Consider the following 24995-nt stretch of genomic DNA (forward strand, 5'->3'; position numbering starts at 1 on the left):
CACCAACCCTCACTCACATCCCACACCCTTCTGAGACACCGACGTGTGCCCTCAACCGCAGTTCCCGGCGATTGACTAGACTCGAGGCATGCCCGAGGAGAAGAACGCCGCCGTGGTCGCAGATGCCTTGGTGCAAAACACCGCGCAGAGGGACGCGGCGAAACAGGATCTCGTGCGGAAGCACGCTGGCGAAGCCGCCTTCTTCGACGTCGACAATACGTTGATGAAGGGTGCAAGCCTCTTCCACGTGGCGCGCAAAATGTACGAACGCAAAGCGTTCACTCTTTCCCAAGCTGCCGGTTTCGCTTGGAAGCAGTTCAAGTTCGTCATGCGCGGCGAAAACATGGAAGACGTCCACTCCGTACGCGACTCTGCTTTGACCCTTGCTGCCGGCATCACTGTTGATGACATCAAGGCCCTGGGCGAAGAGGTCTATGACGAAATGATCGAGTCACGGATTTGGCCGGGAACCAAGGCGCTGGCAGAACAGCACCTTCGGGTCGGCCGGAAGGTGTGGCTCGTGACGGCTACGCCCATTGAGGTAGCCACGGTGATATCTACCCGGCTCGGCCTAACGGGCGCCTTGGGCACAGTGGGTGAGGTGGACGAAGGCGTGTACACGGGAAAGCTCGTTGGCGACATCCTCCACGGCCCTGCAAAGGCCATCGCGGTCCAACTCGTGGCTGACCGCGAGGGATTGGACCTGGACCATTGTTGGGCGTACAGCGACTCCGCCAACGACATTCCTTTGCTCACCATGGTGGGCCACCCCGTAGTGATCAACCCCGATGCGAAGCTTCGGCGGCACGCTCGTGAGAACAATTGGCCCGTTTACGATTTCCGCTCCGGACGCCGCGCGGCAACGCTCGGTCTCAAAGCCGCTACCGTCGGCGGAGCTGTGTACGGACTGTGGCGTGGGTTCTCAAAGTTCCGTGGCCCCCGTATCTAACCCTCGTTACCTTTTTCGTAGCCTGTTTCCTGGTGCAGGATATGGGTGTGCTGGCCTGCTGACCCCGGCATGATTGCGACCCTCTGTCGATCCGATGATCTTGAGAGTGTTGTCACCGGGGTTGGTAGGTGCCGGGAGACCGCTGATAGGGGCAGGACAGTTCGGGAACGTCGTGCGTAACGTGGGTGCCGGGTCCTGACACCGATGGCAGGCCAGTGCGGTAGTTGACTACGACTGGAGGTGCCAGATGATCACGAACCACGACGGTGTCGAGGTGTTTATTGGGCTGGATGTTGGCAAGGGCCTCCATCATGCCGTTGCCGTGGACCGGGCCGGCAGGAAATTGCTGGACCGGGCGCTGCCGAACGATGAAGCCAAAATCCGGGAAATCCTGGCCGAGCTGGGAGACATCGGTCGGATCCTGTTTGTCGTTGACCAGCCCGCGACCATCGGCGCGCTTCCCGTGGCGGTGGCCCAGGCCGCCGGTGTGCTGGTCGGATACCTGCCGGGGCTGGCGATGCGCCGGATCGCGGATCTTCACCCCGGAGAGGCGAAAACCGATGCCCGGGACGCGTTCATCATCGCCGAGGCCGCCAGGACCATGCCGCACGCCCTGCGCTCGGTGCAGTTGGCCGATGAGCAGCTCGCTGAGCTGAGCATGCTCTGCGGGTTCGACGAGGACCTGGCCAAACAGGCCACGGCGACCTCGAACCGGATCCGTGGGCTGCTCACTCAGATCCACCCGGCTCTGGAAAGGGTGCTGGGACCCTACATGGACCATCCTGCGGTGCTGGACCTGCTACGGACCTGGCCTACCCCCGAAGCGCTCCGTCACGCGGGCCGGCGCCGGATCGGGAACCGGCTGACCAAACTCGCGCCGCGGATGGGCGAACGCCTTGCCGATGAAATCATCGAGGCCCTGGGCCGGCAAACAGTCACTGTCGTGGGAACGAACGCCGCAACCATCGTGCTGCCCCAGCTCGCGGCCATGCTCTCCGGACTCCACGAAAGCCGCGCCACGGTCCTGACCCAGGTCGAAGCTCTCGTGGAGGCCCACCCTCTTCACCCGGTCCTGATGTCCCTGCCGGCCGTGGGCATCAGGACCGCCGCACGAATCCTCACCGAAATCGCCGGGAAAGACTTCCCCACCGCAGGGCACCTGGCCTCTTACGCCGGACTTGCCCCTGTCACCTGGCGATCCGGGTCCTCCATCCGCGGCGACCACTCCTCCAGAAAAGGCAACAAAGTCCTCAAACGAACCCTGTTCCTCTCCGCGTTTGCCGCGCTCCACGACCCGCCCTCCCGGGGCCTACTACGAACGCAAACGAGCCGAAGGAAAACGCCACAACCAAGCACTCATCGCCCTGGCACGACGACGCTGCGACACCCTCTACGCCATGCTCCGCGACGGCACCCTCTACCAACACCCAACACCGAAAACCACTTGACGAAAAACATAGGGACACTCTCACATCCCTCGCGCTTGAACCCATCCCTCTCTCACATCCTGCATGGCCCTCGACCAGCCTGTGGATAACTTCCGACGGCTCAAGGCTTTCTGGGCAAGAATGCCGGTATGCAGAATGCCGCACCGCTTCCTCCCCGACTGACCGCTGCACCCTTCACCCTCGACGAGGCCAAGACTGCCGGACTTACAAGGTCGCACTTATGGAATCGCGCCAAAATCGACAGGGTTAGCCGTGGTGTTTATCGGCCTTCCGATTGGGATTTCGAACTGTCTGCGGCTGCCAGATCACTATCAGCTGCAACTCCCGGTGCATGGATCTCCCATGTAACCGCCGCCCGGCTTCATGGCATATTTCTGCCACCCTGGTTATCAGATTCCAACGAATTGCACCTCAGCAAGCCCAGGCATCTCCCGTCTGTTCGGCGCAAAGGAGTGATCGGACACACCGTAATAGCCATCGAGGATGAGATTGAGTATGTCCAGGGCATCTGGATGAGCACTCGTTCGCGGACCTGGTTGGATCTCGCAAGACGCCTGCGGGTTCCCGACCTCGTCTGCATGGGCGACCAGCTCATTCGCACTCCCCGGCCAGAGTTCGAAGAACGCGAGACCGCCTTCACTACACTTGAAGCCCTTCGCAAATTGGTGGACAGACACAAGAATCTGCAGGGCGTTGTTCGGGCAAGAGAAGCACTGGACCTCATGCGGGTGGGCGCCGACTCCGCTCCCGAGTCGCTGCTCCGCTTGGCGATGCTGGACGCAGGAATTCCCGAACCCGAACTGCAGGTGCAGCTCCGACAGAATGATCCGTTCTCCCCGTCCGCCGACCTGGGCTTTCGTGTTCGGCGAGTAGCGCTGCAGTACGACGGCGGTCATCACCACGAGCGGGAACAGATATCCAGCGATCGGCGGCGCGACAAAGCATTCGAATCAGCAGGCTGGACGGTCCTCAAATTTGGCAAGAGTGACTTGGCAGACAACTTCTCGGCGGCCACGCAGAAAATCAAAAGCGCTCTGCGATCAGCTTGGCTGGACCCCGCGGTCAGTGCGGGCTTTTCCCGAGGGACGTGAGCGAGCGACGCCACCAAACCCGAGGGACGTGAGAGAGCGACCCCACCAAACCCGAGGGACGTGAGCGAGCGTCCACACCAAACCCAAGGGACGTGAGCGAGCGACCACACCAAACCCGAGGGACGTGAGAGAGCGTCCACACCAAACCCGAGGGACGTGAGCGAGCGTCCCCACCAAACCCGAGGGACGTGAGAGAGCGTGGGGTGCAAAAATGCCCGCCACCTCGAGAGGCAACGGGCATTCACGCTTGATGAAGTATCTCTACTTCTTATTGCGGCGCTGGTGGCGAGTCTTACGAAGCAGCTTGCGGTGCTTCTTCTTGGCCATACGCTTGCGGCGCTTCTTAATAACTGAACCCACGAAAGTTCCTTACAAACTAGAAGTTCCTGTCTGTTGGAACAGATCCGCGGAAGCAGACAAGTACAACTGACAGATTCTTACATTGACGTAAAACGTTCCTTAACAGAGTACCGCTTCAAAGGGGCACCCCATGACCACGGTCCGCGGGACGGACCCCGGTAAGCCTCAGGCGGTCTCGGATTGACCGTCCACCACGGCACCTTTGAGGTACTGGGCAACAGCCTCTTCAGGGACCCGGAAGGAACGGCCGAACCTTACGGCGGGCATTTCCCCTGAGTGGACCAGGCGATACACGGTCATTTTGGAAACACGCAGGACGTCGGCCACCTCGGCCACCGTCATGAAACGCGCATTCGAGAAGTTAGTCTCCGCGGACATTTCCCATATTCCTTTGCTCTCAGACAGTAGGACACCCCCAGTGGACGGTGTGCCGATGCTGAGCCATCAAACAACCATGTGCTAGATACTCTAGAGGCTGATGGTGCCAATGTGAAAGAGCCTCCAGTAACTTGGGGACAACCTCCGGCCCGGCTTCCGGATCTACGCCGCAACCACCGCACGACGCTTCCGTGCCGACGCTGCGAGCTGCTCCAACACCGAGGCCGTAACATCCCATTCCATGCAGGCATCCGTGACGCTCTGGCCGTAAACCAGCTCCTGCTCCCCCGCGAGCTGCTTGGCCACGTCCAGGTTCTGAGCCCCTCCCACGAGGAAGCTTTCCAGCATGACGCCGGCAATCGGCGAGGTCTCCCCCGCTTCGAGCTGCGCCCCGATTTCCAGTGCAACCTCGGCCTGCCGGTGATGGCTCTTGCCACTGTTGGCGTGGCTGGCATCCACGATCAAGCGCGGGTTCAGGCCCTTTGCTGCAAGCTTGGATGACGCAGCTGCCACATCGGCAGCGGAGTAGTTGGGGCCCTTGCGGCCGCCACGGAGGATCACATGGGTGTCCGGGTTGCCTGACGTCGCTACGAGAGCCGCGCGGCCGTCGTCGTCGATTCCCAGGAAGGCCTGCTCAGCGGCGGAGGCACCGCAAGCGTCGATGGCCACCTGGAGATCCCCGTCGGTTCCGTTCTTGAAGCCGATGGGCATGGACAACCCGGAGGCAAGCTGGCGATGGATCTGGCTTTCGGTGGTGCGGGCGCCGATCGCGCCCCAGGAGACAAGGTCAGCCATGTACTGCGGGCTGATGGGCTCGAGGAATTCGGTGGCAGTGGGCAGGCCCAACGCGGTGACCTGCTTCAGGAATCCGCGGGCTGCGCGGAGGCCGGCGGCGATGTCGTGGCTGCCGTCCAAGTGGGGATCGTTGATGAGACCCTTCCAACCAACGGTGGTGCGGGGCTTTTCGAAGTAGGTCCGCATGACGATCAGCAGGTCTTCTTTGTGCTTCTCGGCCTGGCTGACCAACCGGCGGGCGTATTCGAGGCCAGCCTTGGGATCGTGGATGGAGCACGGGCCAACGATCACCAGGAGGCGATCGTCCACGCCGTCCATGATGGCACGGACCTGGTCCCGGCCACGGTCGACGACGGCAGCTGAGCGGCCGTCAAGCGGCAACTCGGCAATGAGGTCCTGCGGGGCCGGAAGCGGCTCGAATCGGGCAACCCGCAGATTGGAGGTAGCGGGCTGGGCGGCGGCTCCGGATTCAGCGGAGTCGAGCGATTCGATGGGGTCTGCGGCGATGCTGGTCATTTCTGGGTCCTGTTCCGGGATGCGGAGCGGGCCCCTTTTCAGAACCCGCCGGATATGGCGAAGGGCAGAGAATCATCTCTGCCCTGTTGGCTCTGAAGGAAAGTTGGATGCGTGTCAGTTAGACGCGGGCCCCTCCAGAGCCAACGAAAAATACGCATACCAACGCTTAGTCATAGCCACACCATAACCGCGGTTCTTCACAGCAGGCAAATCGTGTCCATCAAGATGACAGCAGTTTGCGCAGGAACTGTAGCTGCTTGATCCAGTGGTGCTCCTGCCCGCCCTCGTGGTTGTTGAAACGGTAGACCTCAATGTCCTTTTCAGGCGCACCGTCGTGGCCGCGAGAGCCGGTGCCGTAGTTGTTGAAGCTCGCGAACACCGTTGACGGAGGGCAGATATCGTCCATTTGCGCAGCAGAGAACAGCGCCGGGACCGTGGCGGCGCGGCCCAGGTGGACGCCGTCGAAGTAGTTCAAGACGGCCAACATGGGCTCATACTTTTCGCGGTGCCGGCCCAGGAATCCTGCGATCTCGGGGTACGGGCCACGGGGCGTGATGTCGATCGCGCGAGGGAAGTCCTGCAGGAACGGGACGTCGGGCAGCGCGGCAATAACGCCGTCGAGCCTTCCAGCCGTCAGCCCGGCAGCAGCAACAGTGATGCCGCCACCCTGGCTAACGCCGGTCAGCACAACCTTGGACGGGTCGACGGCGGGATGGCTTTGTGCCGCTTCCACCGCGCGGAAGGCGTCCACGTAGACCCTTCGGAAGTAGTAGTTATCCTGATGATCGGCGCCTCGGGTCATGAGGCCGGCGTAGTTGACGCCACCGGCAGACGGGTGCGGATCCGGGGTGTCGCCGGAGACTCCGCCGTAGCCCTGTCCGCGGGTGTCCATGATGAAGTGCGCGTAGCCTGCCTGCGCCCACCGGGTGTTCTGATTGACCAATCCCCTGCCACCGGAGTACCCGATGTACTCCACAACCACGGGCAGATGCTCCTCCGGCTCGAGTTGCGCGGGTACGTGTAGCCAGCCCTTGATGCGGTCTCCCCCGAAGCCGGAGAAGGTGACATCGAAGGTGTTGATCACACTGAGGTAGTTGTCCGCTGGCTCAAACACCGCATCAAGCGGGAGCGCGCGGGCATCTGCGATGGTGCGGTCCCAGAATTCCTCGAAGTCGCCTGGCGCCTGTGCTGCGGAGGTGTAGTCGCGGAGCTGATCAAGGGGAAGGTCAAAGAGAGGCATGGTCCATTCCGGTTCAGGTGGGTCTGACTGGGCTGATTCAGGCGTGGCTGCGGGCTGTTGCGCCTACCAGAGGACATCCTACGTCATCTGGAATCCAACAATTTGCGCCCGCTTGAATCGTTACATTTCCGTGGCGATCGAGCTAAACTGGACAAGGTCGGTCGCGGGAAAGCGTTTGCTGAGGTGTAGCCTAATCCCGCCCGAACACTTTTGTGAAGACCCAGACGACGGCGTCACGCGCCCTCGTTGCCGCGCCAGCCTAGGAGAACCATGGACACCCAGTCCGCCAGTAGTCCAACACCCTTCGCGACTGCCGCTGCCACCGGGACGACACCTGCCCGGATCGCCCTCGTGGGGGTTCACGGCTTCGGCACACACCACTTGCGCAACCTCGAACGCCTCAGCAGCCAAGGCAAAGTGGATCTTGTGGCCGTGGCCGACCCGAATCCCCCGGCGCCCGGAGACCTGCCCGCGACCACAGCCGTCCACGCGAACCTGGATGAGCTGTTGGTCGGCGAGCATCGTCCGGATGTCATTATCGTGGCAACCCCCATTCAGACCCATGCTCCGTTAGCCCTCTCTGTGCTCGCGGCCAAGGCAGATCTGTATCTGGAGAAGCCCCCGGTGGCCTCGATGAGCGACTTCCTCCGTCTCCAGGAAGCGGCGGAGCAGGCTGGCCGCAGTGTCCAAATCGGCTTCCAAAGCCTCGGATCCCACGCCCTGGCGGCGTTGGAAAAACTGGCTGGCGGGGAAGCCTCGGAAGAGCTGCCAAGCATCGGCAGCCTGAAGGGAATTTCTGCTACGGGCCGTTGGGTCCGGGATCGCGCCTACTACAAGCGCTCCCGCTGGGCAGGAAAACGCCACCTCGACGGCGTTGATGTGGTTGATGGGGTCGCCACCAACCCGTTGGCCCATGCAATCGCCACTGCGCTCCGCATCGCAGGAGCACGGGCAGCGAACGACCTCGCGTCAGTGGAGACGGATCTTTACCGCGCGAACGATATCGAGGCGGACGACACATCCGTGATCCGCTTGCGCACCATCAACGGTTTGCCCATCACATGCGCCCTCACCCTCTGCGCCACCGAATCCGTGGAACCCTACGTCACACTCCACGGAACGGAAGGTACGGCGGTATTCCACTACACAGAAGACCGCGTAACGGTCCGCACTGAGGCAGGCGAAACCGCTCACTCCTTCGGGCGGGATGACCTCACGGAGAACCTTCTCCAGCATCTGTCCGAGGGCACGCCGCTGCTGAGCCCCCTCGATCACAGCGGCGCGTTCATGCGCGTTTTGGAAGCTATCCGCACAGCCGAGGCACCCGCGCTAATTCCCGGGGAATGCGTCGAATGGGTAGGAAGCGGCGAGCAAGCCCATGCGGTGATCCCGCACATCGAGGACATCCTGGAACGCGCCACCCGATCCCACTCCACCTTCTCCGAACTGGGGCTTCCTTGGGCGCGGCCGATCACCTCCGGCGCCGAGGCGCTCTTCTCCCCCGCCGCCGAAGCCGTCCCGACCGACGCCCCCGCCGCCGAAGCCGTCCCAACCAACACCCACTCAACGCCCACCGCAGTCCTCCGTTCAGGAAGCAACCTCGAGCCCGACCTCTCCCCGCGGCCCTACTTGCACCCGGTGACCACACCAGCCGGCATCGTGCTCACCGACCACCTGCCCTCAGACCATGTGTGGCACCTTGGTGCTGGCTTCGCACTGCAGGACGTCAACGGAAGCAACTTCTGGGGCGGCCGCAGCTACCGCAGGACGGCCGGAAAGTACGTGGATTTGAAGGACCACGGAAGGATCGAGACGGCGAGTGTCGCCCGGAAAGAAAATGCCACCACGCTGGACCTCAACTGGCTCGCATCCGACGGCAGACTTGTCCTGAACGAGCGACGCTCCCTGAGCCGCACGCTCTTGGATGCGCGCACGTGGCGACTCGGGATCCAGACCCGACTCACCGCCGTCGTGGATGTTTCCCTTGGCAGTCCCGGCTCCCACGGTGCTGCCGGCAGCGGTTACGGCGGATTCTTCTGGCGCCTTCCTGTCAATGCCTCCTCGCGCGTCTTCTCCTCCACAGCCGATGGCGAGCCGTCAGTCCACGGTTCCGTGGCTCCGTGGCTGGCTTGGACGGGAGAGTTCGACGGCGGCCCTGCCACTCTGGTCTTTGGCGCACCTTCCGAATCGGCGGACCCCTGGTTCGTGCGGTGCAGCGACTATCCGGCGGTGGGTTCTGCCTTGGCATGGGATGCGGCGGTGGAACTGGCGGCAGGTGACTCCCTCACCCGCACGAACACTGTGTGGATGAGCGACGGAATCTTGGATGTGGCGGAGATCGAGGGCTTGGTTTCAGGCAGATGAGTGCTCGCTGACGCGTTGTGAGGCCCGCCCTGCATGGTATTTGCCATGAATAGCCTGCAGAACGGGCCCCGCAACGCGAAGGCGCGGTGTTTGGCAATTACCGGCGGCCCGCTAGGCGCGGCGGCGGGCCGAAAAGCGCCAGAGCAGGAAGCCAATCACGGCCGCAGATACCATCCCCAGCGCTCCCGTGACCACAAGCCCCGTCCGGACGCCGAAGTCCTCCGTGAGCCACCCGGCCAGCAAGCCACCCAAGGCATGACCGCCCAACAGAAGCGGGAAGTACAGTGCCAGTACCCTGCCGCGCACGCTTGCCCCGGCCTCGAGCTGCACCGCGGTGGCTGCGCTCGTGAGGAACACCAGGGTCATGAAGCCCACAACTATGAGCATCACCACGAACCACTCTTGGGTGGGCATCAATGCAGCGAGGGCTTGCGTCAGGCCGAAGAGCCCGGCACTGGCCACAATCCCCTTTCGTCCAAAGCGCTTGATCCGTGTTGCAACCAACGCCCCTGCAAGTGCTCCCAAAGCGCTGACGGTGTTGAAGAGCCCAAAGCCGGCCGGTCCGCTATGCCACACTCCGTCCGCGAACGCCGCGAGAACTACGGGGCCGTTCATGCCGAAGGCGCCCAACAAGCCCGCGAGCAGCATGGTCAACAGTAAGGGTGGGCGTGCTCGGACAAAGCGGAAACCCGCGAGGATCTGGCCTTTGCGGGCAGTGGGATCAGGCGCGTCCAGAGAATGGTGCAGCTCCCCTGGCCTGATGGACGCAATCATGACCAGGACAGATACACCAATCAAAGCGTTGGCACCGAACGCCGCCGCCGGCCCCGCTTGGGCAATAACCACGCCCGCCAGCGCAGGGCCAGCCATGGCTCCCAACTGGCCGATCGCACTGTTCAGCCCGATAGCGGCGGGAAGTCCTTCGTCACCCACCACTTCATTGACGAACACCTGCCGGGCCGGTCCATCGATGGCACTGGTGATTCCCAGGGCAATACAGGACGCATAGACCACCCAGACGTCCGTGCCACCCATGGCGTTCCATACGGCGAGGCCGGCGGCCAGCAACGCAGCGACGGACTGGCAGACCAGGAGGATGCGCCGTTTGGGAAAAAGGTCCACCAGTACGCCGCTGATGGGCCCCACTACCAGCATGGGCAGGAACTGCAGTGCAACGGCAAGGCCCACTGCGGCCGGACTACCCGTTAGCTGCAACACCAGCCAGTCCTGGGCAAGCCGTTGCATCCACACGCCGCCGCTCCCTACAAGGGAGAGGGTGACGAAGATCCGGTAGTTGTGGTGCCTTAGGGGGTAGTGCCAGCTTTCCGTGGAGCGGGCACGGGGTGTGGTGGATTTGGGGCGCGGTGGGAACGGGCGCGGCGACACGAAGTGATCTGCTCGATTCAGCGGGTTGGGTCGGATCTCAACGGCGGGAACGGATTTTTATGGCAGCTGCGGCCAGGACCAAGGTCCCCGGCACTATGACGAACAGTGCCTGCAGCATCCAAACGAACACAACTGTCATGAAAACTGCAGCAAGCAAAAGCAGCGAACCGGTCCAGTCGCGCAGTGCATCAGCTTTGGCCTGCGAGTAGGCAACCGCCCACCGCTGCGGACCGGGAACCTCGGCGGATTGCTGATCAGCATCGCCACTCCAGTTGACGCCTCCGCTCCAGTTGGCGGCGATCCGCAGGAAGAGCACTGCGCCTGCTGCAGCCAAAACCAGCGTAGCGGGCAGGATCACCACCCGGCCGGGCAGTTGACCCACCAGGGCGAGCAACAGGTTAAGGACAATCACGACGACGGCTACCGCCGTCGTGATTCCCATCTTCCAACTGCCGGGAAGCGCACGACGGAAGTTCCCCCACAGGCTCCGGAGGGAATCGTCCCTCCCGCTGAGGTGCCTTTCCAGGTGCGCGACGCCGGCCGCGTAGGCAGCCGGCGCCGTCACCAACGGGACAGAGAGGAGGAGCACGATAACTCCCGCCAGGATGGTCTCGGCGAAGAGGGCAAAGCGGTTTACCGGAATTCCGGGGTTCCCCGAAGGCTTGCCTGTGGCGTTCATGGTGCTCATTCTCTGTTGTCCTTAGCCCTTGAGACCCTGCGTCGAAACGCCCTCGACGATGTAGCGCTGGAAGACCAGGAAGAAGACCAGCACGGGCAGGAGCGCCAGGACGGACATGGCGATCATGGCACCGTAGTCCGAGCTCTGGGTCTGGTCGACGAAGAGCCGCAATGCGAGGGGCAGCGGGTATTTTTCGGGGGTGTTGAGGTAGAGCAGCGGGCCCAGGAAGTCGTTCCAGCTCCAGATGAAGGAGAAAATGGAGGTGGAAATCAGGGCCGGCTTCATCAGCGGGAGCATGATGGATCCGAAGATCCGCACGTGACCTGCGCCGTCGATACGGGCTGCTTCGTCGAGTTCGGCCGGGAGGCCGCGCATGAACTGGACCATCAGGAACACGAAGAACGCGTCCGCGGCGAGGAACTTGCCGATCAACAGCGGCACATAGGTGTCCACCAGCCCCAACTGCTGGAACACGATGTACTGCGGGATGATCACCACGTGGAACGGCAGGAGCAGGGTGGCGATCATCATGCCGAAGAACAGGCCTCGGCCGGGGAAGTTGATCCGGGCGAAGGCGTAGGCGGAGATGGACGCCGAGAGGACGGTTCCCACCACGGCGCCGACGGCCAGGATCAACGAGTTGGTGAAGAACGTCAGCGTGGAGACGCCGCCGATTCCTTCCATGGCCGTGACGAAGTTGTCGAAGCTGAAGTTGTTCGACCACAGCGCGTTGTTGGCGCCGCCGATCTCGGAGTTCGGTTTGAAGGACGCGGAGATCATCCAGATGGCCGGGTAGAGGACCATCGCTACCAGTGCCAAGGCAACAATGTGGAAGATGGCGCTCTTGATGCGCTTGGCCGTGGTGGACTCGGACTTTGGGTTGTACACCGGTGCCGACGCCGTGGGCCTTGCCGGCTGGTTCTGGGTGGGTGTTGCCATGGTTGTCATTTCGAATCACCGCTGTAGTGGACCCAGGACTTGGAGGTCTTGAAGAAGATCAGCGTGATGACGCCGACCACGATTACCAGGAGCCAGGCCATTGCCGAGGCGTAGCCCATCCGGAAGTCGCTGAAACCGCGCAAGTACAGGTAGAGGGTGTAGAAGAGGGTGGAACCCGCCGGGCCGCCTTCACCGTTGGAAATGATGTAGGCCGAAGCGAAGATCTGGAATGCATGAATGGTTTCCATCAGCAGGTTGAAGAAGATCACCGGGGAAAGCATGGGCCAGGTGATGTTCATGAATTTCCGCACCGGACCGGCGCCATCCATCGAGGCTGCTTCATAGAGGTCCGCCGGAATCTGCTTGAGGCCGGCCAGGAAGATCACCATGGGGGCACCGAACTGCCAAACGGTCAGCAGGATCATCATGGGCATGGTCATGGATGGGTTGCCCACCCAACCACCGAGGTTGATCCCGAAGAAGGACAGGCCCTGGTCTACGGGGCCGGCGTCACCGAACATCGCCTTCCAGACGATGGCGATGGACACGGATGCGCCGATCAGGGACGGTGCGTAGAACGCGGACCGGTAGAAGCCCTGGCCCTTGCGCTTGCTGTTGAGCAACATGGCAATCGCCAACGCGGCAGCGAGCTTCAACGGCGTACCGAAGATGACGTAGTTCAGGGTTACGCCCACCGACTGCAGGAAACGCTCGTCCTGGAAGAGGGTGGTGTAGTTGTCCAGCCCAATCCACTTGGGAGCTTCGAAGAGGTTGTAGTTGGTAAAGGAGAGGTACAGCGAGGAAATCATCGGCCCTACGGTCAGGGCAATGAATCCCAGCAGCCAAGGCAACAGGAAGGTGTAGCCGGCGCGGGCATCCGCGCCCCGCCGCCGCGACTTGCGCGGCTGCGGGGAGGCGAACGACGATGAGCGCCTGCTCAGGGTTGGGCTTTGAGTCACGAGATCAGTCCGTCAGTCGGGAAAGCCTGGATCAGACGCATGGGTCTGGTCAGGCGTTCTGCTTGATGAGGTCTTCGGCTTCCTTGAACCATGCATCGGCTGCGCCATCCAGGGTCAGCTTGCCGTAGTTCAGTTCGGAACTGACCCGCTTGAAGGAGGCTTCAAGCGTGCCGAAACCGACGATGGGCGGCTCAGGGGCGTCCTTGAGGTACTTCTCGATGGACTTCTCATAGTCCACCACCAGCTTGTCGGTACCTTCGAAGGTGGTGCCGTCGCGCTGGGTTTTCGACGCCGGGACACCGCGGGAGGTCTTGAAGATCTGGCCAACTTCGGGGTCGTTGACCATGAAGTCGATGAAGCGGGCAGCAGCATCCTTGTACTTGGTCTTGGCGCTGGCCACCATGAGCATGGAGGGCTTGAGGAAGAGGCCCAGGTTGTCCGGGTCATCCGACGGGACCGGCACCAGCTTGAGTTCCTTGGCACCGCTGTCACCCAGGTAGCCGGCCATGAAGTTGTCCCACGTAACTTCACTGGCAGTGACGTTCGAACCCATGGCGGACTTGGGTGCGAGCTGGGTGACCCGCTCTTCAGGAACGAGTGCGGGGGTGCCACGAAGCTCGGCCGTGGTGTTCCACCACTTCTTGAGGTCGTCCTTGGTGAAGCCCAGCTTGCCGTCGTCCGTGAAGGCCTGGATGTTGTTCTGGCGCAGCCAGATGTTGAACATCCACCACACACCGGTGTAGTCGGTGCCGCCGTAGAACGCTCCGTTGCCCTTCTGTCCTACCTCGAGCATGAACGCGTTGAACTCCTTGTAAGTCCACTGGCCATCCGGCTCGGCAACGCCCAGGCTCTGGAGCTTGGCGGGATCGTAGTAGACCGCGAAGGCGTTGGTGCTGGTGGGGATGCCGTAGGTCTTGCCGCGGATCTGCCCCGAGGGGAGGAGGGACTTATCGAAGGCGTCCGTGTTGATTTTCACGGTGCTGAGGTCAAGCAGCTGGTTCCGCTGGCCGTAGTCCCGCAGGTAGGAAAGGTCCCACTGCATGACGTCCGGCAAGCCGCCGCCCGCTGCCTCCGTGGCACGCTTCTGCCAGTATCCGGCGAAGTCAGTGAAGTTGCCGTTCACCTTGATGTCCGGGTTCTTGGACTCGAACAGGGCAATCGCCTTGCGGGTACGCTCTGCCCGGTCGTCATTGCCCCACCAGGTGTAGTTGATGGTGACGGGGTTCTCCGCGGAGCCCGCCTGTCCCGCTGTCGAGGACTGGCCACAAGCGGAGAGGAACGCGGCAGATGCAGTGCCGAGAGCCACCGTGGTGAGGAATTTCCTTCTATCGATCATGAGAGCCTCCTTGCTCAGTTGGTGCAAGCTTCCGAGTTCTCTACAACGTGGCAGTGATTTCGCTTACACTCGTTCTGAATCGATACAATATCCCTTATCGGGAATCTGGGCAAGCGTTTTCCAATGAACGTGATTTTACTGAAACGCTGCACCCATCACTCCGTACCATGAGTACCAGCACTGCCAACCTGACGAAGGAGTCCCCTTGACCTCCCCCGAAATCCCCCGCAGTCCGTCCGTCTGGAACAGTCTCGACGGCCTCGCTTACGGCGGCGACTACAACCCGGAGCAGTGGCCGGAAGACATCCGGTTCGAGGACATCGAGCTCATGAAAGAGGCCGGCGTCAACTTTCTCAGCGTCGGCATTTTCTCGTGGGGCCTCCTGGAGCCCACTGAAGGACACTACGATTTCGGCTGGTTGGACGATGTCATGGACAACCTTCACGGGGCCGGCATCAAGGTGGCCCTGGCAACAGCCACCGCTTCTCCCCCTGCTTGGCTGGCCCGCAAATACCCCGAAATCCTGCCGGTCACTGCGGAAGGAACCAGGCTGGAGCGGGGCTCACGACGCCACTACACGCCGTCGTCGGCCGTGTACCGCAAGTACGCCACCGCCATGACCCTCGTGCTCGCCGAACGATACAAAAACCACCCGGCCCTGGCGCTCTGGCATGTGGACAACGAGCTTGGCTGCCACGTTGGCGAGTTCCACGGCGAGGAGGACGCCGCCGCTTTCCGGGCATGGCTGGAACGGCGATACGGCTCCATCGAGGCCCTCAACGAGTCATGGGGAACGGCGTTCTGGTCGCAGCACTACGCTTCCTTCGACGAGATCATCCCACCGGGGGCCGCACCCACCACCCTCAATCCCGGGCAACAACTGGACTTCGCCCGCTTCAACTCCTGGGCGTTCATCGACTACTACCGCGAGCTGCTGGCCGTGATCCGTGAGGTTACTCCCAACATTCCGGCGACCACCAACTTCATGGTTTCCAGCGCCACCAAAGCCCTGGACTACTTCGATTGGTCCCAAGACATGGACGTCATCGCCAACGACCACTACCTCGTGGCCGCGGACCCGGAGCGCGAAATCGAGCTCGCTTTTAGCGCCGACCTCACCCGCGGAGTGGCAGGTGGCGAGCCGTGGATCCTCATGGAACACTCGACGTCGGCGGTCAACTGGCAGCCGCACAACCAGCCCAAGATGCCCGGCGAAATGCTCCGGAACTCGCTAACCCACGTAGCCCGGGGCGCCGATGCCGTCATGTTCTTCCAATGGCGGCAAAGCAAAGCCGGCTCGGAGAAGTTCCACTCGGCCATGGTCCCCCACGGCGGCCGGGACACTCAGGTGTGGCGGAACGTGGTGAATCTCGGCGAGGCGTTAGCCAAGCTGGAACCCGTCAAAGGGTCCCGCGTGGAATCCCGTGTTGCGATCGTGTTCGATTACGAAGCCTGGTGGGCCGCGGAGTTGGATTCGCACCCGAACAATTCGTTGAAATACCTCGACACCATGCGTGCCATCCACCGTTCCCTGTACTTGCGCGGGATCACTGCGGACTTCGTGCACCCGTCCTCGGATCTGTCCGGCTATGCCCTCATTCTGGTGTGCACTTTGTACTCCGTAACGGACGCTGCGGCTGCCTCGATTACTGCTGCAGCTGCGGCCGGTGCCACCGTGCTCATCAGCTACTTCAGTGGCATTGTGGACGAACGGGACCACGTGAGGCTTGGCGGCTACCCGGGCGCCTTCCGCGATCTGCTGGGGGTTCGGAGCGAGGAATTCCACCCGATCTTCCCCGGCACGTCGGTCACGTTGAGCGACGGAACAGTTTTTGAACCCGGAACCGCAGGTTCCGTGTGGAGCGAACACGTTCACGCTGCTGAGGACACGGAGGTGCTGGCAACCTTCACCGACTACCCGCTCGGCGGCGTCCCGGCCCTCACCCGGCGCACCGTCGGATCAGGTTCGGCCTGGTACCTCGCCACTCTTCCCGACGCCGATGGCATCGACTCGCTCACCGCCCGACTTGTGGAGGAAGCAGGGGTGACGGCCGTGAGCGAGGTGTCCACCGCCGTCGAACTTGTCAGGCGACGCGCCGCTGATGGAAGCAGCTTCCTGTTTGCCATCAACCACAGCCGGGAGGACGTAACAGTGAAGGCCGACGGCGGCGAGTTGCTCAGCGGCGCCCGCTTCACTGGCGTGGTACCCGCCGGAGCCGTGGCCGTGATCGCGGAAGACTGACCCAAGTAAGTAGCAGATCATGCCGTTATGACGCGTCATAACGGCATCATCTGCTACCCAGTTGGGTGGAAACACGAAAAAACCGTGCCCCGGGCGGATCACGAATGATTCGCCCGGGGCACGGTTCCTTTGGAGGCTAGCTGATCGCGGACTTCATTTCGTCCACGGCCTTCTTGCCTGCTTCTTCCGCCGAGAGCCTGTTGAACATGACCTCGGAGGTGTAGCGCTTGATGATCTCCTGGATGGCGCCTGCGCCCTTCGGCGGGGCAGCCGGAGCTTCCCCGAGTTCTTCCTTGATGGCGCCGATGAAGTCGACCACCTTCACGTCTGCCTTGGCCAGCTTGGGAGCAATTGCATCGCGTACGTCAGAGTTCGGGTACACGCCGCGGTCAGCAAGGAGGATCTCTCCGGCCTTGACGTTGTTGGCGAGGAAGTCGATGAACTTTGCCGTCTCTTCAGGGTGCTTGGTCCGGGAGGAAGCGGACCAGAACTGCGATGCCTTGTACCAGAGTCCTGCATCTTCAGCCTTGCCGGTCTTGGACGGGAAGCGGAGGATCTGCAACTCGCCGCCGGCAGCTTTCTCGAGTGCCGGAAGCTGGTTGGACCACCAGAACGCCATTCCGTTCTTGCCCGTGGCCAGTCCGCTCTGATCAAGCGGCGCGGCTTCCGCTTCAACGATTTCCGACGCCGTGGGTACAGCCTTGTTTTCGCTCATCTGCTTCAGGAATTCCCAGTAGCCCTTGATGTCCGTGGGCTCGAATCCAAGCTTGCCGTCCTTGGTGTAAAGCGACTTTCCATTCTGTCGCAGCCACACACCAAGGGAAGCTTCATCCGTGCCGTAAGCAGCCGCGCCATACGTTCCCTTCGGGGATTTGGCGGTTACCTCGGCTGCAATTCGTTCGAAGTCTTCCCAAGTCCAGGTCTTATCGTCAGGGAGCGGGACGCCCGCCGCTTGGAAGACCGCCGGGTTGGCGAGGATGGTGGCCGCATTGATGCCCGCGGCGATGCCGGTCAGCCCGTCCTCGCCCTTGCCGGCGTTCAGCGCGGCTTCATCCAGCTTGGACGTATCGATGTCGTACTTGGAAAGGTCCAGCAGTGCCCCACGCGTGGAGTATTCAGTGATGTACTTTTCGTCCATCTGAATGATGTCCGGCGCGTCGTTGGCTGCCACCTGGGTGGCCAGCTTGTCCCAGTAGCCACTCCAGTCGCCGTATTCGGGCTTGATCTTGATGTTGGGGTTTTCCGCCTCGAAGGCGGCAATCGCTTCCTGCGTCAGCTGCGCCCGCTTGTCCCCGCCCCACCAGGAAAAGCGAAGCTCCACCTTGCCATCTGCGCTCTTCGCCTCGGGGCCTCCGCCACCACCGCATGCGGTGAGGGCGAGGACTGCGGCTGCTGTGGCCGCAACGAGAGCGGAGGCACGTAGCCTGCGCTTGGCCTTCGGCGCTGACACACGGGGTTTTGAGGCAGTTGCGGGGGCGACTGCTTCACCCTTTGGATTTACCGGCACTGTTGTCTCCGATCTTCTTTGATCTCGATGCGAACTGAGAAAGCGTTTTCTCGTTGCGATTATGATACAAGTCACAATCTTGTATTACAAGATGCTTACTTGTCTTACTTGTCCTATTTGATGCCTGTAGTCGCGATGCCCTTGATGAGGAACCGCTGGCCGAAGAGGAAGACCAGGAACACCGGGAGCAGGGACACAATGGACATCGCAAAGAGCGAGCCCCAGCTGGTTGCAGACTGCGAGTCGACGAAGGCCCGAAGAGCAACAGGAACCGTGAACATGTCCGGGTCCGTGAGGTAGATCAAGGCGCCAAAGAAGTCGTTCCAGGTCCAAATGAACGTGAAGATGGTGGTGGTGGCGAGCGCCGGAACCATCAGGGGCAGTATCACGCGGAGGAAGATCCTTGGGTGGCCGGCACCGTCAATACGGGCCGCCTCATCAAGGTCTTTCGGTATGCCGCGAATGAACTGAACCATCAGGAACACAAAGAACGCGTCCGTTGCCAGAAGTTTGGGCACGATGAGCGGCCAGAACGTATTCACCCAGCCGATCTGCGAGAACAGGATGTACTGGGGCACGATCACCACGTGGAACGGAAGCATGATGGTCAGCAGCATGATGCCGAAGAAGATCTTCTTCCCGCTGAACTGCAGGCGGGCGAAGGCGTAGGCGGCCATGGAGCAGGAGATCAGGTTGCCAAGGATCGAGCCGAGGACCACGATGGCCGAATTGACCATGTAGTGCCCGAACGGGTGCGTCAGGGCAGACCAACCATCGGTGTAGTTGCTCATCTCCAGGCCCTCCAGCCACAGGCCGGGTTCGCGGAAGATGAGGTCGTTGGGGCGCAGGGAGGAAACCACCATCCATAGCAGCGGGTAGATCATTACCCCGCCCACGATGATCAGGATGGCGTGCTTGACCAGGCCCTTGATACGGGCGCTGCGGCTGAAGGCCAGGCTGCCTGGGGATTCACGGCGTCGCGGGCTCTTTCCGTCCTTCCCTGAGGAGGAACCGGAGGCGGCGGGGAGGGTCTGGAGTTTAGTCATCGTAGAACACCCAATACTTTGAAGCGATGAAGTTGATGGCGGTGAAGACGCCGATGATGACCAGCAGGAACCAGGCCATCGCTGAGGCGTAGCCCATATCAAATTGACCGAAGCCCTTTTGGTACAGGTACAGGGTGAAGAACATGGTGGAGTCGGACGGGCCACCGTTGCCGCCGGAGACGATGAACGCCTGCGTGAAGGACTGGAACGAGCCAATGATCTGAAGCACCAGGTTGAAGAAGATGATGGGGCTCAGCATCGGAAGGGTGATCCGCCAGAACTGCTGCAGTGTGGTGGCGCCGTCAACCTTGGCGGCTTCGTAATACATCACGGGAATCTGGCGAAGGCCGGCCAGGAAGATGATCATAGGGCTGCCGAAGGTCCAAACGTGCAGCAGGATGATGGAACCAAGGGCGGTATTGGGGTCCGAGATCCAACCGGGTCCCTCAATGCCAACCATCGCCAGGACCTGGTTCACCAGGCCGGTGGTGCCAAAAATCTGCTTCCAGAGGATGGCAACTGCCACCGATCCGCCCAGCAGGGACGGCAAGTAGAAAATGGAACGGTAGAACGGCAGTCCGCGCAACCCCTTGTCCAGGACCAGGGCAATCAGCAGGGCCACGCCCAACTGGAGCGGCACACCCACCAGCACGTACGTGAACGTGACGCGGAGCGAGTTGTGGAGGCGGGCATCGCCGAACATGCGGACGAAGTTATCCAGCCCCACCCATTCCGGCGGCTGCAGAAGGTTGTAGTCCGTGAAGGACAGGTACAACGACATCAGCATGGGTCCCACGGTGATGGCGACCAGGCCAATCAGCCACGGAAGGAGGAAAACGTAGGCGGCTTTGTTGTCGCGGCCGTTCGCTTTCTTCTCTTCTTTGGACATGGGACCCTTGCGGCGGGTCATCGTGGAGAGTTCGCCTATAGCGCTCATTGCTTCCCCCTCGCCGGAGCGCGAACGCCTTGCGGCGTCCCCGTGCGTAGTACAGCGGCCATGTGGTCTCCTTTGGTCATCGTGGCCATCCACGGAATACAAGTGTGGTTGGTGGTTGCCATCCAGGACGCCGCCATTAGTTCGGCGCTACCCCTCGGAAGCGCCAGGCTCCAGGTCCCGGTGTTCAGCGGCTCCGTACCAAAGTAAACGTTTTCTTGACCCATGTACAGCCTTTTGCTAATTTTTGAGAAAGCGTTTTCTTGCAAAGCTGCACGAACATGTTTTTCCACGCTGAAGAAACCCGGCGTGCGCTACCGCACACCCTTCCGCATCGACAAGGCAGGACACTATTGTTTCCCACTGACTCCGCCTGCCATGACCGCCGTTGACATGGCAGCATCCCCCACCCGCCCCAGCGCACTGGCTGGCTATGAGGATTGGCCGGACTACGTCGCCCGGAACCGGCACACCCCTGACTCCAAGGAAGCCGCGCAGCTCGCTGACACGCTCGGCATGCCCGCTCTAACACCGGACCTGGAAAGCGCAGTGGTCTCAGAATCTGAGCACGACGGCGTCATCACCTCGCGTCTGCAGTGGCAGTTGGGTTTCGGGCCTGGAACGTCCGCGTGGTTCGTGCGGCCGGCCGGCGCCACGGGGCCGCTGCCGGGGTTGCTCGCCTTGCACTGCCACGGCGGGATCAAGGCCTACGGTGCTGAGCGGCTTGTTGCCCTGCCAGACGGCCACGACAATCCCGACGGCGGCGGGCCCTCGGGCGGAAAGCCCGGCAGTGTCCCCGGTTCTGCGTCGCTTGCTTTGCCGCCCCTCGATATCAGTGCAAAGCTCTATGGCGGCCGGGCACTTGCCACGTGGTTGGCACAACAGGGCTTCGCCGTCCTTGCCCACGACACTTTCATGTGGGGCAGCCGCCGCTTCGAACTTCATCCCCTTCCTTGGCGAACTGCCAATGCCGTCAGCGGCCGGAACGCACTCTGGCGGGAGGCCGGCGTCGAACCTTCAGCAGCGGAACAATACAACGCAGCGGCTGCCGCCCACGAGGAAACGGTGGCGAAGGCCGCAACGCTGATGGGCACCAGTGTTGCCGGGACCGTTGCGCACGACGACCTCGCGGCATTCCGTATCCTCGCGTCGCTTCCGGGCGTGGACATTGAACGGCTTGGCTGCGTGGGCTTCTCCGGCGGTGGCGGGCGGGCGATGGTGCTCGCTGCGCTGAGCCCGTTGATCCGCAGTTACGTGGTGACGTGCATGATGACCACGTTCGGCTCCCTCCTGCCCTCCTACCTGGACGCGCACTCTTGGTTGCTGCACACTCCCGGGCTGGCAAAGCTCGGAGATTGGCCGGATCTGGCAGTCCGCTCAAGTGCCACGGTCCTTGTCCAATACGGGCTGGCTGACCGGCTTTTCCCGGTACAGGGAATGCGCGATGCCCATCACCATCTCTTGGAGAATATGCCGGCCCGCTACACGGGCAGCTTTTGGCAGGAACCCCACGTTTTCACCCCGGCAATGCAGGACGAGGCTGCGTCCTTCCTCACCGCAACCTTGCAGCCCGGCCAACCCACCAGTACGCCCACACCTGATTCCACTAGGACATACCAATGACACAACCCCTCACCGCCACCACAGTGGAGGGCAATGCCCGGCTCCCTCGCATCGCACTCGTGGGCGTGCACGGCTTCGGCGAGCGGCACCTCGAAAACCTTGCCCGCCTGGGCGCTGACCGTGCCCTCGAGCTGGTTGCTGTGGCCGATCCGCAACCCCCGGAAGAGGGAACGCTCGGGCCCGACGTCGCGGTCTTTGCTTCCCTTGGCGAGCTCCTGGCTGCAGGAACCGCCCCTGACGTCGTCATCGTCTCCACACCTATCCAGACGCACGCGCCGCTTGCCCTTGCTGCCCTCAAGGCCGGGGCCAACGTCTACCTGGAGAAGCCGCCGGTGGCATCCATGGCGCAATACCAAGAGGTCATGGCAGCGGCCGCGAGCGCGGGCCGGTTGGTGCAGGTGGGTTTCCAGAGCCTGGGGTCGGAGGCCCTGCCTGCGATCGAAACTTTGGTGGAATCCGGCGAAATCGGCGAAGTCCGCGGCATCAGCGCCACTGGGCAGTGGTTGCGGAGCAAGGCGTACTTCAAACGGTCCCGGTGGGCCGGAAAACGCAGCCTCAACGGGACCGACGTGGTGGACGGAGTGGCCACCAACGCCTTGGCGCATGCTGTGGCTACCGGGCTACGGCTGGCTGGCGCCCGAACCGTGGCGGACGTTGAATCCGTGGATACCGACCTTTACCGGGCAAACGATACCGAAAGTGACGACACCTCCGTGGTGAGGGTCCGGATGGCAGGTGGCACGACGCTGACGGGCCATACTGTCCTGACCTGCGCCCTGACGCTCTGCGCTCCCGTGCAGTCCGCGCCGTCGGTCACCATTTACGGGACGCTGGGGCAGCTCACGCTCTTCTATACGGAGGACCGTCTGGAGGTCACCTCTCCACAGGGTGTCCGGACCGAGACATTCGGACGGATAGACCTGCTGGAGAACCTGCTGGCTGCCCGCAGCGAACAGGATCTCCTCAGCCCTCTTTCGGGAGCCGGCGCCTATGTTTCGGTCACGGAGGCCATCCGAACGGCCGAAGCACCCAGGGAGATACCTTCAGACTTCATCACTTGGGAAGGCACCGGCAACGACGCCCACGCCGTGGTGCATGGCATCGAGTCGTTGATTCACCGGGCAGCCTTGGGGCAGGCCACGTTTGCTGAGCTCGGCGCCCCTTGGACTTTATCCGGCGGACCCACCCTGGATATTGACGGCACGCCCGTCGCAACTTTGCAGGACGGATCCCGTATCCGGCCTACGTCGTCGCCGCGGCCCTACCTCCACCCCGTGCGGACGCTCGCCGGCACCGTGGTTACCGATCACGTCCCGGAGGATCACGTGTGGCATCTCGGAGCAGGAGTTGCCCTCCAGGACGTTGACGGCATCAACTTCTGGGGCGGCCGGACATACATCCGCGACGCCGGGGCATACGTCTGGCGGAAAGACCACGGACGCATTGTGGTTGAAGCCGCGGAGCACGCTGACGGAGAGCGGCGCGAACAGTTGAGCTGGCTCGGCCCCGACGGATCACCGGTACTCCGCGAACAACGCGAGTGGCGCTGGGCCGCCGTCGGAAATTCAGCGTGGAAACTCACCTTGGACTTCAACCTGGAGTCCGCCACCGGGAGGCCGGTGGTGCTGGGCAGTCCGGGCTCCAACGGGCGGTCGCAAGGCGGTTACGGCGGCTTCTTCTGGCGGCTGCCGAAGGTTGGCGACGCCACCATCTGGACTCCTGATTCGAGGGGCGAGGACGCCGTACACGGCAGCGTGGCGCCCTGGCTGGCCTGGTCCGGAACGTTCGACGCCGGAACCGCCGGGGCCTCACACGTCGCCGGCGATCCCGGGCTGGGCCATCCGGCCACGCTCGTGTTTCTTGCAGCACCCCAAGCGCCTGACCCTTGGTTCGTGCGGCACTCGGGCTACCCCGGCGTCGGACTGTCCTTGGCGTGGGATGCGCCGGTGGTCACGGAACCCGGCCACCCTGTCCATCGAACGGTCACAGTGATCATCGCGGACGGCTTTTTGGCAACACAAGACATCGAACAACTCATCACTACCTTGGGGGAATCGGCATGACCACGCCTACTCAAATAACGCCGGCTCTGACTGCCCTCACTGCTCCCGGCAACGTCGCCGACCGTGCAGTGAAGCGCCAGCGGGTGCTGGACATCCTGGACGCTGCGGGCCGCGACTCGCTATTGCTCACAACCAACACAGCCCTTACCTGGTACCTGGACGGCAGCCGGGTCCATATCAGCCTGGCAGGCGACCCCATCGCGGCCCTCTTGGTGGACCGCTCGGGCGACCATCTGGTCACATTCAACAATGAGGCCGGACGGATCGCCGCAGAGGAGTTGCCTGACGGCGTCAGCTTGGACACGGTACCGTGGCACGGCCACTTGCATGCGGCCGCTGCGGGCCTGGCCGCTGATGGCAACCCGCTGGCAGAAGCGGCCGTGACGGCCGAACTTCGCGCAGCCCGGCAGCAGCTCCTGCCCGCGGAGGCAGCCCGATACGCCGCGCTCTCCGCCGACGCCGCGGCCGCCATGACGGATGTCCTCACGGCTGTGACGCCGGAAACCACGGAATTTCAGCTCGTCTCGGAGCTGGCAGCGCGGATTGTGGCTGTGGGTGCCGAGCCGCTTGTCCTGCTCTGCAACGGTGCTTCCCGTAGCGACTTCCGCCATCCACTCGCCACGCATTCCCCCCTCGGACGGCGGGCCATGGCCGTAGTGTGCGCCCGCCGGAACGGCTTGGTAGCCAACGTCACCCGGTGGGTAGCGTTCGACGCCGGCACTCCCCGGGAGCTCGACGCCGAGGCCCGCATCGCCGCTGTTGAGGCCGACATCCTAAGGGCCACGGTGCCCGGGGCCCGCCTCAATGAAATCTTCGCCGAGACTAGGCAGTCCTATGCGCGGCACGGCTTCGGCGAGGACCAGTGGACGCTTCACCACCAAGGCGGACCGGCCGGCTACGCGGGCCGCGATCCCAGGGTCACCGCTGACGCCACGGATACGGTGGTGCACAACCAGCCCTTTACGTGGAATCCGTCGGGGCCTGGCGTGAAGATCGAGGACACGGTGCTGCTCACGGATGCCGGCCTGCGAGTCCTGACTACTGACCACCGTTGGCCGACCACCGAAGTGGACGGCCGCCGTCGTCCTCTGACGCTGCGCCCCTAGCACCTGCACCCAACACGAAAGGGGCGGGGTCGCC

At 62.6% G+C, this 24995-nt stretch carries 20 protein-coding genes and 1 pseudogene; 9 read left to right on the forward strand and 12 right to left on the reverse strand.

The window, feature by feature from the left end:
* The first annotated feature begins 88 nt into the window (after positions 1–88).
* From ACIQTW_RS06655 to ACIQTW_RS06665, 3 genes and pseudogenes are all read left to right on the forward strand, one after another.
* Positions 89–949: an HAD family phosphatase gene (locus ACIQTW_RS06655; protein ID WP_091470483.1), complete on the forward strand. Its 861-nt coding sequence runs from the start codon at positions 89–91 to the stop codon at positions 947–949.
* 247 nt (positions 950–1196) lie between these two features.
* Positions 1197–2397, forward strand: a pseudogene (locus ACIQTW_RS06660) (IS110 family transposase).
* Positions 2398–2849: 452 nt separating this feature from the next.
* Entirely contained in the window at positions 2850–3488 is a 639-nt protein-coding gene (locus tag ACIQTW_RS06665; RefSeq protein WP_402935116.1) for an endonuclease domain-containing protein, read from the forward strand.
* Positions 3489–3749: 261 nt separating this feature from the next.
* Here the strand turns inward: ACIQTW_RS06665 and ACIQTW_RS06670 are convergent, their stop codons facing one another.
* The 4 genes from ACIQTW_RS06670 to ACIQTW_RS06685 all read right to left on the reverse strand — a co-directional run bounded on the left by ACIQTW_RS06670 (position 3750) and on the right by ACIQTW_RS06685 (position 6777).
* Positions 3750–3848 (reverse strand): 30S ribosomal protein bS22, encoded by a 99-nt coding sequence (locus ACIQTW_RS06670; RefSeq protein ID WP_003792170.1) that lies wholly within the window; start codon positions 3846–3848, stop codon positions 3750–3752.
* Between the two features lie 165 nt (positions 3849–4013).
* Positions 4014–4226 carry a helix-turn-helix domain-containing protein gene (locus ACIQTW_RS06675; RefSeq protein ID WP_017199160.1) on the reverse strand — a complete coding sequence of 71 codons (213 nt, stop codon included), beginning with the start codon at positions 4224–4226 and terminating at the stop codon, positions 4014–4016.
* A gap of 162 nt (positions 4227–4388) precedes the next feature.
* Entirely contained in the window at positions 4389–5537 is a 1149-nt protein-coding gene (locus tag ACIQTW_RS06680; protein ID WP_402935119.1) for a 3-deoxy-7-phosphoheptulonate synthase, read from the reverse strand.
* 220 nt (positions 5538–5757) lie between these two features.
* Positions 5758–6777, reverse strand: coding sequence for an acetylxylan esterase (locus ACIQTW_RS06685; protein ID WP_402935122.1), 1020 nt, complete (start codon positions 6775–6777; stop codon positions 5758–5760).
* A gap of 270 nt (positions 6778–7047) precedes the next feature.
* Here ACIQTW_RS06685 and ACIQTW_RS06690 point away from each other — a divergent pair, with 270 nt between their 5' ends.
* Positions 7048–9141, forward strand: a complete 2094-nt coding sequence (locus tag ACIQTW_RS06690) for a DUF6807 family protein (protein ID WP_402935125.1) — start codon at positions 7048–7050, stop codon at positions 9139–9141.
* A gap of 111 nt (positions 9142–9252) precedes the next feature.
* On the opposite strand, the gene ACIQTW_RS06695 is transcribed toward ACIQTW_RS06690, so the two are convergent.
* Genes ACIQTW_RS06695 through ACIQTW_RS06715 form a run of 5 tightly spaced genes read right to left on the reverse strand, consistent with a single transcriptional unit; the run spans position 9253 to position 14440 of the window.
* Entirely contained in the window at positions 9253–10527 is a 1275-nt protein-coding gene (locus ACIQTW_RS06695; protein WP_402935127.1) for an MFS transporter, read from the reverse strand.
* A 37-nt stretch (positions 10528–10564) separates the two neighbouring features.
* Positions 10565–11206, reverse strand: a complete 642-nt coding sequence (locus tag ACIQTW_RS06700) for a Poxvirus protein I5 (RefSeq protein ID WP_402936254.1) — start codon at positions 11204–11206, stop codon at positions 10565–10567.
* 21 nt (positions 11207–11227) lie between these two features.
* Positions 11228–12154 carry a carbohydrate ABC transporter permease gene (locus tag ACIQTW_RS06705; protein WP_402935130.1) on the reverse strand — a complete coding sequence of 309 codons (927 nt, stop codon included), beginning with the start codon at positions 12152–12154 and terminating at the stop codon, positions 11228–11230.
* On the reverse strand, positions 12151–13104 hold the full coding sequence (locus ACIQTW_RS06710) for a carbohydrate ABC transporter permease (protein ID WP_402935132.1): 954 nt from the start codon (positions 13102–13104) through the stop codon (positions 12151–12153). Before ACIQTW_RS06710 ends, ACIQTW_RS06705 begins: the two co-directional genes overlap by 4 nt.
* 49 nt (positions 13105–13153) lie before the next feature.
* Positions 13154–14440: an ABC transporter substrate-binding protein gene (locus ACIQTW_RS06715; protein ID WP_402935135.1), complete on the reverse strand. Its 1287-nt coding sequence runs from the start codon at positions 14438–14440 to the stop codon at positions 13154–13156.
* A gap of 205 nt (positions 14441–14645) precedes the next feature.
* On the opposite strand from ACIQTW_RS06715, the gene ACIQTW_RS06720 reads away from it, so the two are divergent.
* Entirely contained in the window at positions 14646–16682 is a 2037-nt protein-coding gene (locus tag ACIQTW_RS06720) for a beta-galactosidase (protein WP_402935138.1), read from the forward strand.
* Positions 16683–16818: 136 nt separating this feature from the next.
* Here the strand turns inward: ACIQTW_RS06720 and ACIQTW_RS06725 are convergent, their stop codons facing one another.
* From ACIQTW_RS06725 to ACIQTW_RS06735, 3 genes are all read right to left on the reverse strand, one after another.
* Positions 16819–18189: an ABC transporter substrate-binding protein gene (locus tag ACIQTW_RS06725; protein ID WP_402935141.1), complete on the reverse strand. Its 1371-nt coding sequence runs from the start codon at positions 18187–18189 to the stop codon at positions 16819–16821.
* 113 nt (positions 18190–18302) lie between these two features.
* Positions 18303–19235, reverse strand: a complete 933-nt coding sequence (locus ACIQTW_RS06730) for a carbohydrate ABC transporter permease (RefSeq protein ID WP_402935144.1) — start codon at positions 19233–19235, stop codon at positions 18303–18305.
* Positions 19228–20172 (reverse strand): carbohydrate ABC transporter permease, encoded by a 945-nt coding sequence (locus ACIQTW_RS06735; protein WP_402935147.1) that lies wholly within the window; start codon positions 20170–20172, stop codon positions 19228–19230. The genes ACIQTW_RS06730 and ACIQTW_RS06735 overlap by 8 nt, the downstream gene beginning before the upstream one ends.
* Positions 20173–20214: 42 nt before the next feature.
* Here ACIQTW_RS06735 and ACIQTW_RS06740 point away from each other — a divergent pair, with 42 nt between their 5' ends.
* Genes ACIQTW_RS06740 through ACIQTW_RS06755 form a run of 4 tightly spaced genes read left to right on the forward strand, consistent with a single transcriptional unit; the run spans position 20215 to position 24961 of the window.
* Positions 20215–20379, forward strand: a complete 165-nt coding sequence (locus ACIQTW_RS06740; RefSeq protein ID WP_402935150.1) for a hypothetical protein — start codon at positions 20215–20217, stop codon at positions 20377–20379.
* A 15-nt stretch (positions 20380–20394) separates the two neighbouring features.
* A complete protein-coding gene (locus ACIQTW_RS06745; RefSeq protein WP_402935153.1) occupies positions 20395–21792 on the forward strand; it encodes a dienelactone hydrolase family protein in 1398 nt (465 codons plus the stop codon).
* The gene (locus tag ACIQTW_RS06750) at positions 21789–23855 is read left to right on the forward strand and encodes a DUF6807 family protein (protein ID WP_402935156.1); all 2067 of its coding nucleotides are present in this window, start codon (positions 21789–21791) and stop codon (positions 23853–23855) included. Before ACIQTW_RS06745 ends, ACIQTW_RS06750 begins: the two co-directional genes overlap by 4 nt.
* Positions 23852–24961: a M24 family metallopeptidase gene (locus ACIQTW_RS06755; protein WP_402935159.1), complete on the forward strand. Its 1110-nt coding sequence runs from the start codon at positions 23852–23854 to the stop codon at positions 24959–24961. Before ACIQTW_RS06750 ends, ACIQTW_RS06755 begins: the two co-directional genes overlap by 4 nt.
* Positions 24962–24995: the final 34 nt, after the last annotated feature.

This window comes from Paenarthrobacter sp. NPDC090517, assembly GCF_044769165.1.
Taxonomy (GTDB): domain Bacteria; phylum Actinomycetota; class Actinomycetes; order Actinomycetales; family Micrococcaceae; genus Arthrobacter.